Raw genomic sequence first — 14,873 nt, forward strand, 5'->3', positions numbered from 1 at the left:
AAATTGCAAACCGAATGGAATAAACAGCAAGAATTTGTGGTTGGCGTTGACCTTGGGGGTACAAAGATCGCGGCAGCGCTCTTTGATTCCGAAGGACAGCTGCTGAACCGGGAGCAGATGGAAACCGCCGGCGCACAGACGGCGGAGGAGGTGGTCGGCAGAATTACGGCCATGATCCGCAGTGTGTCGGGCGGCCATCCGCTTCGAGGGGTAGGGATGGCCTCACCAGGCACAGTGAATAGCCGAGAGGGGATTGTCATTCATGGAACGAATTTGCCGGAATGGACCAATGTCCCCCTCAAAGCTTGGATGGAGCGTGAGCTGCATACGGAAGTTCAGGTGCTGAACGACGCCAATGCAGCCGCGTGGGGGGAATATGTAAGAGGAGCCGGCAGAGGTTCAACTAACATGGTGTATGTGACGCTGAGTACAGGCATTGGTTCAGGAATCGTGCTGGACGGCAAGCTGTTTCTGGGCAGTAATTCTTTTGCAGGCGAACTCGGGCATCATATCATCGATCCGAGCGGTCCCAGATGCAATTGCGGAAGTCATGGCTGCTGGGAGGTATTTGCCTCGGGGACAGCGATCGGCCATGCAGCGTCTCAGCGGATGCTCGATCAGCCGAGCGTGATCAGAGAGCTGGCTGCAGCGGATGGGGGAGTGAATGCAAAGCACGTATTTGAAGCTAAGCGTCTTCAGGACCCTGTAGCGGTGGAGGTCATCGACCGTGCTATTTATTACATGGCACTAGGTCTGGTTAATGTCATTCACAGCTTCAACCCGGACCGCCTCGTAATTGGCGGAGGTGTCAGCAGAGCAGGAGAGCTGCTGTTCCCGCAGCTGCGGGAAATGACAGATAAACTGGTCATGCCGTCCTATTTAGGCACGTACGAGATCGTTCCGGCCGGTCTGCGGGATGATGTGGGTCTGGTTGGTGCCGCAGCCTTGTTCCGGTGATGACAAATTTAATGCTTGGGTAGTGGATAGAGCAGTGGATGGAATAAAGCTTAGATAGAGATCATTTGGCAGGGAAATAGAATTGGAATTAGACGGGTCTTATAGCCAGTAGTTATAAAAAAGCCGCCCATAGAGAAGTGACCCCCAAAAGTTAGACACGGTTATTTCATTAGGCAGCTTTCTCAAAATGAGTTCGGTACTGTACTGGACTCATTTTTAATTTTGCCTTTAACCGTTTGGTATTGTAGTATTCCATATATTTTTTTAGTTCTTCCTTAAAATGTTCCACACATTCAAACTCTTTGTAGTACAGAAACTCCGACTTGAGAATGCCGAAGAAATTCTCTATGACGGCATTGTCGTAACAATTCCCTTTTCGTGACATGCTTTGGAGAATGCCTCTCGACTTAAGTGCATGCCGATACGACTTCATTTGGTAATGCCATCCTTGATCAGAATGAAGGAGAAGATGGTGTTCTTCCGGCAGACGTTTCAGTCCTGCATCCAGCATCTGAGATACCAGAGAATAGGTTGGTCGTGAATCCAGGGTATAGGTGATAATTTCCCCGTTGAATAAGTCCAAAATGGGCGATAGATACAGCTTTTCTCCAAATAACTTAAATTCCGTAATGTCCGTCACCCATTTCTCATTTGGCGCCCCAGCCGTGAACTGGCGGTCCAGATGATTCGGTGCAATCTTGCCGACGCTCCCTTTATATGACTTATACTTTTTCACGCGAACCAGGCATGTAAGACCCATTTTCTTCATGAGTCTCTGAACCTTTTTGTGGTTAACTTTCCACCCACGGACTGCCAGTTCATCACGAATACGGCGATATCCGTACCGTCCGTCATGTTCCACGTAAATGGATTGAATTTCAGCCCTCAACTCGGTATTCGGATCTGGTTGGTTCATACACTTTATAAGGTTGTAATAGGTGCTTCGCGGGACACCAGCCACCTGTACGAGTGCCTTCACCGGATATTTATGCCTTAGTTGCCAGACGGCTTGTGCTTTGTCTTGTTTGGTGATTTTTCCTTGTTTCGAACTAAGGCATTCAACTTTTTTAGATACTCATTTTCCATTTCAAGCTGTTTGATACGTTCTTCAAGTGCTTCGACAGACCCTTCAACTACGGATCGTTTGGTAGACGAATTGGGGTTTTTCTTCATGGATGGACGCCCCTTCTTTTTTGGCTCAAGGGCTTCTAAACCGCCTGTCTCCATCTTTCTCTGCCAGGAATACAACATGGAGAAGTCCGGAAGCTTAAACAAAGCAGCGGTATCCATGAGAGAAGCGTCTGATTGAGCCATATGATTGAGTACGTCCAGTTTAAAGCTTGCCGGATAATTTGTATAGCCGTTAGTAAAGGCAGTCTCACCATGTATCTCATAAAGCTTCAACCAATATTGGAATTGAGACTTGGTTACACGCATTTGATTTGCGTATTCTGTTTGAGATAGAAGATCAGAGTCATACCCTTGAATTAATGCCAATTTGCTATCCTTCGTAAATTTAGTCATAAAAAACTGCACCTCCAACTGTTAGATATGTCTAACAAATGGGGTGCAGTTCATAGAAGGGCGGCTTTCATTATGTATCAGGGAAGCGGGAAACGGGGCGATCTTTTTTTTGCTATTGGGGAGTCCGTCACATGTAATGAGTGATAAGTGTGAACCGTAAACCGCCATCCGTTTGTGCATAGGATTCGACTTTTTGGTTTTCTTATGGTTTGTTTGTATCCGACAAACAAGCGGTTGCCCGCACTTTCCCGCCCGCCGGCGGTAACCGCCGGCTCCAAACCCGCACGTGAGGAATACCTGTAGGCTTGGAGCCGGCGGCTGCCGTTACCCCATATACTTCGATGCGTCAAACGATATCATGGCGTTATGATTGGCATGTTCTATCAGTGACGAGAGTTTGGTTACCTCGCGTTCCTTCTTGCGCGCTGCCGCCTGATAAGCTTCAGGATCATATAGAGCGACGTTGAACAGCGTCGTGGCGTTGTCTCCGCTTCCCCGGCTGCTTTGACGCTCAAGCTTCTTGCGAGAGCCGAGGTGTGCAAGCTGTCCGATATCACCGCGAATGTGTTTCGCCAGCTCGATTGCTTCCATGATCGTTATGTCGGAACCATTCCAGGAGATCGTCTGCGTTGTGTTGGAGAGGGCCATCAGCAAATCCAGTTTTCTGAAATCCGCCGCCGCCGCTTCAATCTCTTCCGTAATGACATCTACACTCCGCGCGGGATACTCAGCCGTTTCTCCTTTTTCAATGATCGTACTGCTGTTATTCAGTCGCTCCGACGCCAGCTGGCTCATAAGACGATGAATTGCTGCCCGTACGGCTAAAGCTTCAGCCATTGTGATTTGACTCATTCGTAATGGATCACCTCTATGATTTCTTTTCTGATATAGTTAAACGCAGGATCCTGTAAAAAGTTGCTAAACGTTTTAAGAAAATGGAGTAAGAGGAATACGCTAGAGTTACATAATTGTCATGACTATGTGAGATTGTTAACAGAAATCAAGCTGCGAAATTCGATTATTCCGACAGCGGGTAACATAAAACGATAGATTCTTAGGATATTATTGACAGCATCCTTGCTTGTATACTATATTAAGAGAAGTTACAAAATGTTAATGAATTTTTGCCGAATTTCGTTTGTGAAAACGGGGGAACCGTCTTGGGTGAATTATTCTTGTACTAAAGAGAGTATAGGGAACCTTCAACCGAACCCTTAGCTAACTCCGTAGGCATCGAAGGAGAGAACATATTTTGAAGAAATTTGTCATCACATTGCTTGGGTCTGCAATTATTTTTTCTTCAGGTGCCGTAACAGCATTTGCTGATCAACAACCGAACTTTCAGCATCAAGTGAAACAATTGGTAGGAACCCCATATAAATGGGGCGGAACGACCACCAGTGGATTTGATTGCTCCGGATTTATACTGTACATGTTTAGAAATTTTGATATAGATCTTCCACGCACATCCCAAAGCCAGGCTAAAGCCGGGGTTTATGTGGATCGCGAAGACCTGCGGGTTGGAGATCTGGTGTTCTTCAATACAAGCGGCAGCGGAATTTCGCATGCAGGAGTTTACATTGGCGAAGGTCAATTTGCGCATGCTTCCAGCAGCAAGGGTGTAAGAATCAGCAAGCTTAGCGATTCTTATTATGAGCCGCGTTATGTAACGGCGCGTCGTGTACTGAGTCAAGAAAACTATGCGAAACTGGTAGGCAGTCCAAGCTAATTGAGAGACGCAGTTTTTCGGGAAGTATAATACATATTAAGAAAGCCTGACAAAGATCCATCTTTGTCAGGCTTTCTTTTATTGAGGGATGCTAGACCTGATCACTTTATTCCTTTACAACAGAAGCATTCACAGCGCCTTCCATCTGATTATTATAAGTCCGGAATAGTCCCAGACGCCAGAAGGCGGCTCCCTTTAGATCATAGCGCTTGGCGAGACCCAGCTTATCATCTACGGAAGACGGAGTTTCACTGCTTAAGCTGATGCCGAGCAGGAGCTTTTGCTTAGGAACACCCGCTTGGAGTGCAAGCTGAATCGCCTGATCTACAAGACTGTTAGGCTCGGGTACCTGCGATTTGGTGCCGACCGGGTTGTACTGATAAGCCATAATGATGAGATCATCTGCTATGGAGGCAAGAGTCTTGTAATCATAGCCTTTATAGGCACTGTTCAATGGCGGCACGGCCAATGACAGGGAGATGTCCTTCGGTAAAGAAGCCTTCAGCTGTTTGACATAATCGTTAAGCAGCTTCTGCTGCTGCCCTGCATTCAATTTAAAACCGAGCCCTTCAAAATCGAGAACAACTCCGCCGAAGGCGTTGTCCGTAACGGCTGTCGTTATGCCCTCAATCGATTTCTGCCGAAGGGTGCTGTCACTCAGAACCTTGGTCAGTTCACCATTACCATCCAAAGCATAAACCATAAGATGAGGTTTAATGTTCTGATCCGCTGCATCCGCCACAATGGATTGTGGCGTTACATCACCGGCAGATGCAGGCAAGCGGTACTCTTTACCCTCAAGCGTAAATTGACCTTCGCGGTCGATGCGGCTCCACCCGAAAGCGACTGAGTTCATGGAAGGTATTATATCGCGTTCCTGATAGGATTCTAGAGCATAGAAGGCTCTCAAATGCATCTCCCGCTGCGGAGATGTCAGGGAAACCGTACGCGTAGCCTGGTTCCAGCCCACGTCGACACCGAATTGGCTGCTGAACGAGCTGAGCGGAATCAGCACGCGCCCTTCCCGCTGTACCGGTGGTGCCGCGAGCGTAACTTTTTTCCCGTTCACGGTTGCAGTTTTACTGCCCACCTGCAGCAATACCTCCGTTGCTTGCCCCTTCAGGCTGCCGATCGCTTTCACCGTTTGCGTCTTGCTGTTCCAGGTGATCTCAATTCCGAGCGCTTCGCCAACGGTCCGGAATGGAACATAAGTGACACCGTTGTCTATCCTCGGAGCAGCATCAAATTTCAGTGGAACATCATCCAGCATGACCGCAATAGCCGGTGCTGCGGCGGCATTACTGATATTCGTGGCCGCACCCAGCAAGGATAGGGCCAGAACGGTGGCGGCCGCTGTTTTTCCTACATGTTTATGTAACATACTCCGTATTCCTCCAACTCATCATATAATAGTAGATTGGCCTTGCATGGAATGGTAATCTAGCATATGCAATTATAGCAAAATTTTCATAGAGTTCCAATTACATGATGTCATAGAATAGATAAGAGCAGGCATGTTGATTTTTTAAACTTTCAAGTATAATAAATACAGGAATTCATACATAACCTGATGATTACATGCATAGGGGGACAACGGCGTGTTTAAATTCTGGAAGAATAAAAAGGGTAGTGAACGCGGAGATACATCGTTGAGTACGGAAGGAGAACCGATTGAGGCTGTACCGGATCTGATTATCGAGCTTACGGGACGAGAGATTCAGCGTAATGTGGCGCCTGTTCTTGGTATGACCGTGCTGGATCTTGCGGAGCGGAATGACGTGGATTGGAACTCCTTTTGCAAAAGAGGGACTTGCGCGCGCTGCCGCTGCATGGTGGCGGAGGGTATTCAATATTTGTCCGAGCCGAACCTTGCGGAAGAGGGGCGTCTTGATCCGGAAGAGATTGAGGAAGGCTACCGTTTGGGATGTCAGAGCCGTATCGAAGCGGTGGGTCCCATCAAAATCAGGCATGCTCCGTACTTTTGAACGATATTATCTGGCGACTATTTTTTGAGTTGCAGATTAGAATAGCTATTCAATACACTGATCGGAATTTTCAAAGGCTTATTCCAACTTGAACGATAAGGAGGGCAGGCCTTTTTTGCATGCTTTTTTAATCGTGAAAAAATGAAGGGGGTATATCACGCAAGGGAAATCCATAACGTTACCAGAAAAATGCAAAGAACCTAGTCTAGTTGAGCACCGGACTAAGGTTCTTTAAAGACGGCTTCATATAAATAGTCTGCGCATGTAAATCTCTTTATTCCAAGGCCAGCTTGTTCTGTTCCCGGAAGGAACTTGGCGTTTGACCGGTAATTTTCTTGAATAACATCGAGAAGTATTTATCGTTGCCATAGCCTACTTGTGAGGCCACCTCATGCACTGGCATTTCCGAATCGGCAAGCAGGCGCTTGGCTTCCTCAATCCGGCGGGATATCAAGTAATTGAAGGGAGAATCGCCAAGCTCTTTTTTGAACAGATGGGATAAATAATGCTGGCTGACGTACATCGTATCCGCGATGTCCTTCAGACTGATGCTTTGGGTATAGTTGGCGTCGATGAACTGTTTGGTCCGGAGCGCGATTTCATTCTTGCCCTTCAGGGATTGAAATTGATGCTTTACATCCACGATGCGATAGATCACGGTGATCAATGACATGAGCAGGTTCGTGCTCAGCGTTTCGTAACCCAGCACCTGCGAATCACATTCGCGGATGATTTCCGAAAGATAACTTTCGACTTTATAGGCGTATTTCTCACAGGAAATAACCGGCTCGACATACGCCGGCAGCAGCATTCCTTGCGGAACGCCTTCAATGTGGAGCGAATCCACGCCGCAATAGATTACTTTAAAAGGCCCGTCCGTAATGGATCGTTCCTCATGGGGGACACCGGGGTTGTAAATCGCAACATCGCCTTTGCGGAGTTCATATACTTTTCCTGCGATGGTGAATTCCCCGCGTCCTTCAACCACATAGAGGATCTCACAGAAATCGTGAATTTGCGGTGGCCCGTAGAAAAAATCCTCGTCCACCACTTGCCCGGCAAACAGCAGCTGCGGATTTTTGATGAAGCGGAATTGATCGCTTTTGCTATGCGAGATTTCGATCTTTGGCACGGTCTCGTCCCTCCTGGAAAGCAGCATCCTGTATCCATTATAATGCATAACGCTCATCATGCGGAAATCGTTTACATGAATAGCCGGAATGGTTCACTGTCTTGCTGAAATTATGGTCCGATACAACAAAATAGTGGGTTATCCTCTGCGCTGAATCAATTTACAATGAGGTCATATTCCTGATTGGGAGGCGTGGCATACATGACAATTGAAAACGATTACAGATGGCGGGACGGATTTCCGAAAATCGGCATTCGCCCTACGATAGATGGAAGACGGAGAGGGGTAAGGGAATCCCTCGAAGAACAGACGATGAACCTCGCCAAGGCCGTCGCTGTGCTGCTGTCCAGCGAGCTTAAATACCCGAATGGCGAACCGATTGAATGCGTTATTGCAGATACTTGCATCGGTGGAGCCGCTGAGGCAGCAGCTGCCGCCAAAAAATTCAAGAATGCGGAGGTCGGTCTAACAATAACCGTTACGCCTTGCTGGTGTTACGGAACCGAAACGATGGATGCGGATCCTTCACGTCCCAAGGCAGTGTGGGGCTTTAATGGAACAGGGCGTCCAGGTGCGGTTTATCTGGCTGCCGTACTGTCTGCCCATGCACAGAAGGGACTGCCGGCATTCGGTATCTACGGGGAGGACGTTCAGGACGAAGGCGATACCCGCATCCCGGACGATGTGCAGGAGAAACTTCTGCGCTTTGCCCGAAGCGGCTTGGCCGCTGCATATATGCGTGGACAATCGTATTTGTCCATGGGCTCCGTATCAATGGGCATCGCCGGCTCGATTGTAGACGACAGCTTTTTCCAGGAATATCTGGGCATGCGGAATGAATATGTGGATATGAGCGAATTCACGCGGCGCCTAGCAGAAGGCATTTACGATCCTGAAGAATATACAAAGGCGCTAGCCTGGGTGAAGGAGAACTGTGCGGAAGGACCGGACAACAATCCGGACCATCTTCAGAACAGCCGGGAGCGGAAGGATCTGGAGTGGGAAACCGTTGTGAAAATGACGCTGATTACCCGCGACTTAATGATTGGCAATCCGCGCCTGGCTGAGCTGGGTTTCGAGGAGGAAGCGCAGGGGCACAGCGCAATCGCTTCCGGTTTTCAAGGACAACGCCAGTGGACGGATCATTCGCCGAATGGTGATTTCCTGGAGACCTTGCTGAACTCCTCCTTCGACTGGAACGGCAAACGCGCTCCTTATGTTGTCGCCACCGAGAATGACAGCTTGAATGGCGTGGGCATGCTCTTCGGGCATCTGTTAACCAACACGGCGCAGATCTTCGCGGATGTTAGAACATACTGGAGTCCGGCATCGGTTGAACGGGTCACGGGTTACAAGCTAGAAGGCAAGGCGGAGAACGGCATCTTGCATTTGATTAACTCGGGCTCGGCAGCGCTGGATGGCACGGGCGAGCAGGAGAAGGACGGCAAACCGGCCATGAAGCCGTTCTGGGAGATTACGGACGAGGAAGTGGACCGCACGCTGAGGGCAACGGAGTGGAGACCGGCTAATTTAGAGTACTTCCGGGGCGGAGGTTATTCGACCGATTATCTGACACGCGGCGGAATGCCGATGACGATGTTCCGTCTGAATTTGGTGAAGGGACTTGGCCCCGTCCTGCAAATTGCCGAGGGTTACTCGGTGGATCTTCCAGCGGAGGTGCACGATACACTCGACAAGCGTACCGACCCGACTTGGCCGACAACCTGGTTCGTGCCGAACCTCACAGGACAGGGAGCGTTCACAAGCGTGTATGAGGTTATGAATCAGTGGGGGGCTAATCACGGCGTCATCAGTTACGGTCATATCGGTGCAGATCTTATAACCCTTGCTTCCGTGCTGCGGATTCCGGTCAACATGCATAATGTGTCCGCCGAAGAGGTGTTCCGTCCGCGTGCATGGGGCATGTTCGGAACGTCTGACCCGGAAAGCGCTGATTTCCGCGCTTGTCAGAACTTCGGACCCCTATATAAATAACGGGTCATTCGAGAGGAGAAGGAATCATGCTGAACCTAGAAACGAGAAACGAGCTCTGCAAGTATGCCAAAAAAATCGTCGACAGCGGACTTGTTGTAGGTCCGGGAGGGAACATCAGTGCAAGAGCCGGGGACAAAATGTATTTGTCCCCGAGCGGCTTTGCGCTGGAGGAGATCGAGCCGGAGCAATGGATTGAGGTTGACATCCCGACGGGAGATATTACCGACATTGGCTTGAGACCCTCTTCCGAAGTATTGATGCACTTGTATGGTTATCGTAGCAACCCGGATATCGGGGCCATGGTGCATACACATCCGTCACACTGCATTGCGTTCACGCTGGTTGAGCGGGAGCTCCCGGTGATGTTCCCCGATCAAGCGGCATTGGTCGGCCGAACAGCTTATATTCCGTATATTATCCCGACAACCGACCTGCTGGCAGATGCCGTTGCGGCGAAGGTTACAACGGCCAGTTCCATTCTGCTGGGCAACCACGGCTTGGTCACCACCGGCCGGAATCTTCGGGAAGCCTATTACCGGACCCAGGTTGTGGAAGAGAGTGCCAAAATCTACTTGAGCGCGAAGGCTGCCGGCACGCTGGTGCCGCTGACGGAACAGGAAGTGGACGACATCGCTGCACTCGAAAGTGAAGATTATCGAATCCAGCTGTTGCAGAAGATGAAATAAACGATTGTTGTGTTCAGATCCATGGGTTCAAATTCGGATGGGTACAGTACTGAAGGTGAGAAAGGATGCGGCTTATGAGCAAATCATCGGCGGTGCTTGCTTTTGATATGGGGGCGAGCAGCGGCCGGGCGCTGCTGGGAGAAATCACCTCTTCTGATCATGATTCGCCCGGAATGTTGAAGATTACCGAGATTCACCGTTTTGCCAATATCCCTGTACAGATGGGAGAGCATCTGCATTGGAATTTTCCGATGCTGCTGCAGGAAGTTAAGCATGGCATCCGCAAAGCTTTTCAAGCCGGTCATCAACCGGTTAGCTACGCCATTGATTCATGGGGTGTCGATTATGGGCTGATTGATTGCAACGGAGAGCTGATCGGGGTTCCTTACCATTATCGGGACCTGAGGACCGAGGGAATGGTGAAGGAGACTTGTGAGCAGGTTGGCAAGGAACGCCTGTTTCAAGAAAGCGGACTGCAGTTTATGCCGTTTAACACCATATTTCAATTAAATGCGATGTTGAAGTCACAATCGCCGATGCTGGATATTGCGGATAAACTCCTGCTCACCCCGGATTTGCTGAATTACTATTTGACAGGGGTACAGGCATGCGAGTTTACAATGGCGACAACCACGCAGCTGTATCATGTGACGGATGGCGAATGGAACGAGAAGCTCCTCGAAGAGCTCGGGCTTGCCCGCGCCCTGTTCATAGATCCCATTCAACCGGGGACGGTTATAGGGAAGCTGCAGGATTCGGTAGCACAAGAGCTGGGGGTTCCGGCGATAGAGGCCATTGCGGTTGCCTCGCATGATACGGAATCCGCCGTGGTCGCTGTACCGGCGAATTCGGTGCAGTTTGCTTATCTGGTATGCGGAACCTGGTCGCTTCTTGGAACGGAGCTTCCTGAGCCGCTTGTGCACATGGAGGTGCTGGAAGAGGATTTCTCCAATGAAGGCGGGGCTTATGAGACCTTTCAATTGCTGAAGAACATTATGGGCCTCTGGATTTTGCAGGAATGCAAACGCCAATGGGAGATTCAGGGACTGACGTATTCATACGCAGAGCTGGTTGAACTTGCGCAAGAGGCAGAACCGTTCAGGAGTTTCATCCATCCGGATGACCTGCGCTTTATGAATCCGGCGGATATGACGGTTGAGATCCGGGAGTATTGCAAGAAGACGAGTCAGCCCGTTCCGCAGAGTACTGGCGAGTTTGTGCAGTGTATTTTGCAGAGTTTGGCATTAAGATACCGGGAAGTGCTTGAACGAATGGAGATTCTTACCGGATGCCATTATGATGGGCTGCACATGGTAGGCGGCGGCATTCAAAACGAGCTGTTATGCCGGTATACGGCTAATGCCATGGGCAGAACGGTGTGGGCTGGACCGGTCGAAGCCAGCGCCATCGGCAATATGCTGGTTCAATTTGTGGCGAATGGCACACTGCGCAATCGGGAAGAGGGAGTAGAGCTGGTCAAGCGTTCGTTTCCCCTTGCCTGGTATGAACCAGCGTCTGCAGAGGATTGGAACGCAGCCTTCTCTCATTACAAGTCCATAACCGCACAGCAGCAAGTGAAATAGGCTATTGCACTCTTTTATTCATGTAAGCAACATGACGTCCCAACTGCTTGATTCGTTATTATTCTGTTGTTGCCATAGAAGGGGGTTCGTGCCATGTTAAAAGGAATATCCAATGTGATCTCCCCGGATCTGCTGAAGATCCTCATGGAAATGGGGCACGCGGATGAAATCGTGCTCGGCGACGCCAATTTCCCGGCAGCAAGTCATGCCCGGCGGTTGGTCCGGGCAGACGGACATGGTATCCCTGCGCTGCTGAGCGCCATATTGCCGCTGTTTCCTCTGGATACGTATGTTGAGTCCCCTGTTGCGCTGATGGCTGTCATGCCTGGCGATACGGTGCAGACACCGATCTGGGAGGAATACAGGGGGATCGTGAGGGAGTTTCATGCCGTGCATATGGACTTCGAGGAAATGGAGCGGTTTGCATTCTATGAACGGGCAAAAAATGCTTACGCGGTCGTCTCGACAGGCGAAAAAGCATTATATGCAAACATCATTCTGAAAAAAGGCGTTGTGATTTAATTGAGAATGCCAAACAGGTTAGGGGTTAAATTCCTCTGGGTTCTATACGAAGAAAACCCTTGATGATTCAAGGGTTTTCTTTTGAGTTTAGTCAGTTGAGCACGCGATAGCGTGCGAAATATGAAACCACTGTGCAAGCACCATATTGTGTTCACCCGACGTATAGACGGAAAGAGATCTGTAATCAAGTGAGAAAAGACTTGATCGAAATCTTCAAACGATTATGTAAATACAAGGGAGTAGAAAGGAAATATATTGAGCAGCTTTCCAGTCTTGATCACGCCGTTTTTCAATTGCAGCTCGACTTATAGCATCAATCTTGCGATATGCCGATTACTGGCTGATTTGCGCCGTTCGTCGTCTGTTACAGGACCGGCTATATCACCACTGCTGTTCCGCTGACGGCCACCATCAGCATTCCCTCGCGAATGACTTCATAGTCGATGTCCACTGCTACAATGGCGTTCGCGCCCATCCGCTCAGCTTTATCTTTCATCTCGGCAAACGCTACATCTCTTGCCTCCTGCAGCTTGTTCTCGTATGCACCCGAGCGCCCGCCAACAAAATCGGTAATGGAGGCCAGAAAGTCCCTCACTACATTAGCGCCCATAATGACTTCGCCTGTCACAACGCCGATATACCTTTTAACCGGGTAACCTTCAATGGTAGATGTTGTTGTAATAATCATACGATCTTCCTTCTTTCAAATAGTTTTTTATAGCGATTACGAATAAAAATACCTTTTCCAGCGGGTGTTTTCTTCTATTACGCTGACAGAAGGGGATTGGTTGCATGAATGGGGGCAGGAAGACAATCCTACGATCGGAAATGCTTAATTTAAATTGCAAAGCAGGTGGCCTAAGAGGCCTCTGTTTCCTAATGTTTTTTGTAGGGGTTACGCAAACCAAGTCCGCATTGAAACCTTTTGTCATGTTCTTCTCGCATGGCGAAAGCTGGAATGGAGCATGGAGTATAAACGCCGTAAAAGATATGTAATTTATTGAATAAGGGATAATATTCTATTTATTTACTATAAGATATTATCCTTGTAAGAAATGATAAATATAGTATATTAATCATATCTTGCAAGCTAGTTAGTTAGATCAAGCTCCTCTTAAACAACCTCTGGATTTATTCACTAAACTATGCGCTTTACTAGACTGAACGACTCCCTACATCAAGCGGGTTACACATCTCAACACGGCTGCCAGAGCACCTTTCACATAAATGCACATGTATTTCATGGTTTGAAAGGAGGTGAAGATTAATGTGTATTCTTCGTCACACTTCTTGTAACACAACAGAGCAATGCGGACGTGACAAATTTGGCGTTCTTCTCGAAGTATGGGATTGCGGCAATGGTTCCGAAGCAAGATATAGCTGCGGCTGCTAATTTTTGAAAACGCATGCACTCATCGTATAAACAGCGGAACTTCTTGTTCCGCTGTTTATATTTCATGCGGAATCTACTATTTCATAACACTGTTGGAGAGTGAGGTATCGATTATGATTGCTGGTCCATTGCAGTATGGAAGAGAAGCCGTGAGCAGGCATGATGAGTACAGTCCGATGTCAGCAAGAATTCAATGTCATCAAATGGGTACCTGGTCTCCCTGGCTGTCGGGAAGGAGAATGAACCGTGTCGATGACCGCGCTTGGTCTGCTGTCTCTTACCGTGATATTTGTGTTTTCGGGAGTGTCGAAACTGTTATCGTTACCGGATTTCAGGACAACGATAGAACGATTGCAGATGCCTGCAGGTCGCTCACCCATTGTACCTGTTCTCATATGCGCCGCTGAGATAGCGGCAGGGGCAGGTCTGCTGTTCTCAGGAAGCAGGATGTATGCGCAGATCGCGATTTTCATCATGCTGGCAGGGTTCGGATTCGCCGTTTATCAGGCAAAGGTTGTGCGGAAACAGGAGATTGTCTGCAGCTGCTTCGGCTCGTGGTCCAGTGAAACGCTCGGAATGAGCACGGTCGTCAAGATCGGGTTATTAGGATTGTTAAATGTGCTGCTATCGATCTTCTCTGAGTCTGTGGATTTCTGGAGCCTACCGGCACAAGAAGTGGTTCTCACCGTGCTGTCAGCCATCGGAGTTGCCGTTCTAGCCTTGGTCGTATTGAACTATTATACGCTAGCCCAATTGCACCCGAGGAGGGAGGAATAATCCATGGATTTGATTACTACCGTGCTTGTTATTCAATATGTACTCATATTCAGCTTGGCGTTCTTCGTAATTAAATTGTATCAACATGTTCGGAGTTTGAAGTCTCAGCCAGCGATAACCGATAAGGAGGAGCCGACAATCCCGAAGGAAGGGCTTGAGCTGGGGGTGGCGATTCCCCGTAAAACCTATATGAGTATGGGGGGGAATCCGTGAATCTGTATGATGGCAAGTCCAAAATCATCTTGTTCACCATGAACAATTGCAATGCCTGCAAGGAAACCTATAGCGCCGTTAAAACATTCATTGCTTCGCATCCTGGGCTTCCCGTCACGTTATTTCTGTACGCACAGGATGCTGACGAGGCTGAAGAGATGGTCAACACCAATGAATTAGCAGATTTTCAGGTGGTATGGGCGGATCGGGCACTTATCGATTCGTATAAAGTGAACCGGTTTCCCTTTGCGTTTTACTTATCCGAGGAGCAGGTTATCCTCAACAAAAGTGTCACCAATTACTTGCATCATTTTGAGCAAATGATGACACAGCTGCCGCAGGCAAAACCTTCAGCCTTTAACAAATCAGCTTAATCG

Annotated in this window: 15 protein-coding genes, 1 pseudogene and 1 riboswitch; of the genes and pseudogenes, 11 read left to right on the plus strand and 5 right to left on the minus strand. The window is 48.8% G+C overall.

Annotated features, from left to right (window positions below; genetic code table 11):
* Positions 1–3 precede the first annotated feature (3 nt).
* Positions 4–957, plus strand: a complete 954-nt coding sequence (locus B9D94_RS11230; protein WP_148247024.1) for an ROK family protein — start codon at positions 4–6, stop codon at positions 955–957.
* A 169-nt stretch (positions 958–1,126) separates the two neighbouring features.
* Here the strand turns inward: B9D94_RS11230 and B9D94_RS11235 are convergent.
* Together B9D94_RS11235 and B9D94_RS11240 are read right to left on the minus strand one after the other, a co-directional pair.
* Positions 1,127–2,481, minus strand: a protein-coding gene (locus B9D94_RS11235) for an IS3 family transposase (protein ID WP_103110993.1) whose coding sequence is annotated in 2 segments (ribosomal slippage) — positions 1,127–2,028 and positions 2,028–2,481 — 1,356 coding nt in all. Because the reading frame shifts where the segments join, the coding sequence is not laid out codon by codon here.
* A 324-nt stretch (positions 2,482–2,805) separates the two neighbouring features.
* Positions 2,806–3,333, minus strand: a complete 528-nt coding sequence (locus B9D94_RS11240) for a hypothetical protein (protein WP_036642396.1) — start codon at positions 3,331–3,333, stop codon at positions 2,806–2,808.
* A gap of 263 nt (positions 3,334–3,596) precedes the next feature.
* A riboswitch (cyclic di-AMP (ydaO/yuaA leader) is annotated at positions 3,597–3,730 on the plus strand.
* A gap of 3 nt (positions 3,731–3,733) precedes the next feature.
* Here B9D94_RS11240 and B9D94_RS11245 point away from each other — a divergent pair.
* A complete protein-coding gene (locus tag B9D94_RS11245; protein WP_006211028.1) occupies positions 3,734–4,210 on the plus strand; it encodes a C40 family peptidase in 477 nt (158 codons plus the stop codon).
* Positions 4,211–4,316: 106 nt separating this feature from the next.
* Here the strand turns inward: B9D94_RS11245 and B9D94_RS11250 are convergent, their stop codons facing one another.
* Positions 4,317–5,591 carry a stalk domain-containing protein gene (locus B9D94_RS11250; RefSeq protein WP_148247025.1) on the minus strand — a complete coding sequence of 425 codons (1,275 nt, stop codon included), beginning with the start codon at positions 5,589–5,591 and terminating at the stop codon, positions 4,317–4,319.
* 217 nt (positions 5,592–5,808) lie between these two features.
* On the opposite strand from B9D94_RS11250, the gene B9D94_RS11255 reads away from it, so the two are divergent.
* A complete protein-coding gene (locus B9D94_RS11255; RefSeq protein WP_148247026.1) occupies positions 5,809–6,195 on the plus strand; it encodes a 2Fe-2S iron-sulfur cluster-binding protein in 387 nt (128 codons plus the stop codon).
* Positions 6,196–6,469: 274 nt separating this feature from the next.
* Here B9D94_RS11255 and B9D94_RS11260 read toward each other — a convergent pair whose 3' ends face one another.
* Complete coding sequence (locus B9D94_RS11260) at positions 6,470–7,327, minus strand: AraC family transcriptional regulator (RefSeq protein WP_006211025.1); 858 nt, start codon at positions 7,325–7,327, stop codon at positions 6,470–6,472.
* A gap of 201 nt (positions 7,328–7,528) precedes the next feature.
* Between B9D94_RS11260 and B9D94_RS11265 the strand changes: the two genes are divergently transcribed.
* The 5 genes and pseudogenes from B9D94_RS11265 to B9D94_RS31435 form a co-directional block, all read left to right on the plus strand.
* Entirely contained in the window at positions 7,529–9,322 is a 1,794-nt protein-coding gene (locus B9D94_RS11265; protein ID WP_006211024.1) for an L-fucose isomerase, read from the plus strand.
* A 26-nt stretch (positions 9,323–9,348) separates the two neighbouring features.
* The gene (locus B9D94_RS11270; RefSeq protein WP_006211023.1) at positions 9,349–10,008 is read left to right on the plus strand and encodes a class II aldolase/adducin family protein; all 660 of its coding nucleotides are present in this window, start codon (positions 9,349–9,351) and stop codon (positions 10,006–10,008) included.
* A 74-nt stretch (positions 10,009–10,082) separates the two neighbouring features.
* Complete coding sequence (locus tag B9D94_RS11275; protein ID WP_148247027.1) at positions 10,083–11,591, plus strand: rhamnulokinase; 1,509 nt, start codon at positions 10,083–10,085, stop codon at positions 11,589–11,591.
* A 93-nt stretch (positions 11,592–11,684) separates the two neighbouring features.
* The gene (fucU, locus tag B9D94_RS11280; protein WP_063479916.1) at positions 11,685–12,113 is read left to right on the plus strand and encodes an L-fucose mutarotase; all 429 of its coding nucleotides are present in this window, start codon (positions 11,685–11,687) and stop codon (positions 12,111–12,113) included.
* Positions 12,114–12,233: 120 nt separating this feature from the next.
* Positions 12,234–12,358 (plus strand): annotated as a pseudogene (locus tag B9D94_RS31435) (transposase); the annotation flags it as partial.
* A gap of 131 nt (positions 12,359–12,489) precedes the next feature.
* Here B9D94_RS31435 and B9D94_RS11290 read toward each other — a convergent pair.
* On the minus strand, positions 12,490–12,801 hold the full coding sequence (locus tag B9D94_RS11290; protein WP_036637073.1) for a YbjQ family protein: 312 nt from the start codon (positions 12,799–12,801) through the stop codon (positions 12,490–12,492).
* Positions 12,802–13,758: 957 nt separating this feature from the next.
* On the opposite strand from B9D94_RS11290, the gene B9D94_RS11295 reads away from it, so the two are divergent.
* Genes B9D94_RS11295 through B9D94_RS31445 form a run of 3 tightly spaced genes read left to right on the plus strand, consistent with a single transcriptional unit; the run spans position 13,759 to position 14,870 of the window.
* Complete coding sequence (locus B9D94_RS11295; protein ID WP_006211018.1) at positions 13,759–14,283, plus strand: MauE/DoxX family redox-associated membrane protein; 525 nt, start codon at positions 13,759–13,761, stop codon at positions 14,281–14,283.
* Positions 14,284–14,286: 3 nt separating this feature from the next.
* Entirely contained in the window at positions 14,287–14,496 is a 210-nt protein-coding gene (locus tag B9D94_RS31440) for a hypothetical protein (protein ID WP_253806131.1), read from the plus strand.
* Positions 14,493–14,870, plus strand: coding sequence for a thioredoxin domain-containing protein (locus tag B9D94_RS31445; protein ID WP_253806132.1), 378 nt, complete (start codon positions 14,493–14,495; stop codon positions 14,868–14,870). The genes B9D94_RS31440 and B9D94_RS31445 overlap by 4 nt, the downstream gene beginning before the upstream one ends.
* The last annotated feature ends 3 nt before the right edge of the window (positions 14,871–14,873 follow it).

This window comes from Paenibacillus sp. Cedars, from assembly GCF_003184205.1.
Taxonomy (GTDB): domain Bacteria; phylum Bacillota; class Bacilli; order Paenibacillales; family Paenibacillaceae; genus Paenibacillus_AQ; species Paenibacillus_AQ glucanolyticus.

Coding starts and splice junctions, on each gene's coding strand:
- B9D94_RS11240 (WP_036642396.1), bottom strand. CDS start 3,333: ATGAGTCAAATCACAATGGCTGAAGCTTTAGCCGTACGGGCAGCAATT.
- B9D94_RS11250 (WP_148247025.1), bottom strand. CDS start 5,591: ATGTTACATAAACATGTAGGAAAAACAGCGGCCGCCACCGTTCTGGCC.
- B9D94_RS11265 (WP_006211024.1), top strand. CDS start 7,529: ATGACAATTGAAAACGATTACAGATGGCGGGACGGATTTCCGAAAATC.
- B9D94_RS11270 (WP_006211023.1), top strand. CDS start 9,349: ATGCTGAACCTAGAAACGAGAAACGAGCTCTGCAAGTATGCCAAAAAA.
- B9D94_RS11275 (WP_148247027.1), top strand. CDS start 10,083: ATGAGCAAATCATCGGCGGTGCTTGCTTTTGATATGGGGGCGAGCAGC.
- fucU (WP_063479916.1), top strand. CDS start 11,685: ATGTTAAAAGGAATATCCAATGTGATCTCCCCGGATCTGCTGAAGATC.
- B9D94_RS11290 (WP_036637073.1), bottom strand. CDS start 12,801: ATGATTATTACAACAACATCTACCATTGAAGGTTACCCGGTTAAAAGG.
- B9D94_RS11295 (WP_006211018.1), top strand. CDS start 13,759: ATGACCGCGCTTGGTCTGCTGTCTCTTACCGTGATATTTGTGTTTTCG.
- B9D94_RS31440 (WP_253806131.1), top strand. CDS start 14,287: ATGGATTTGATTACTACCGTGCTTGTTATTCAATATGTACTCATATTC.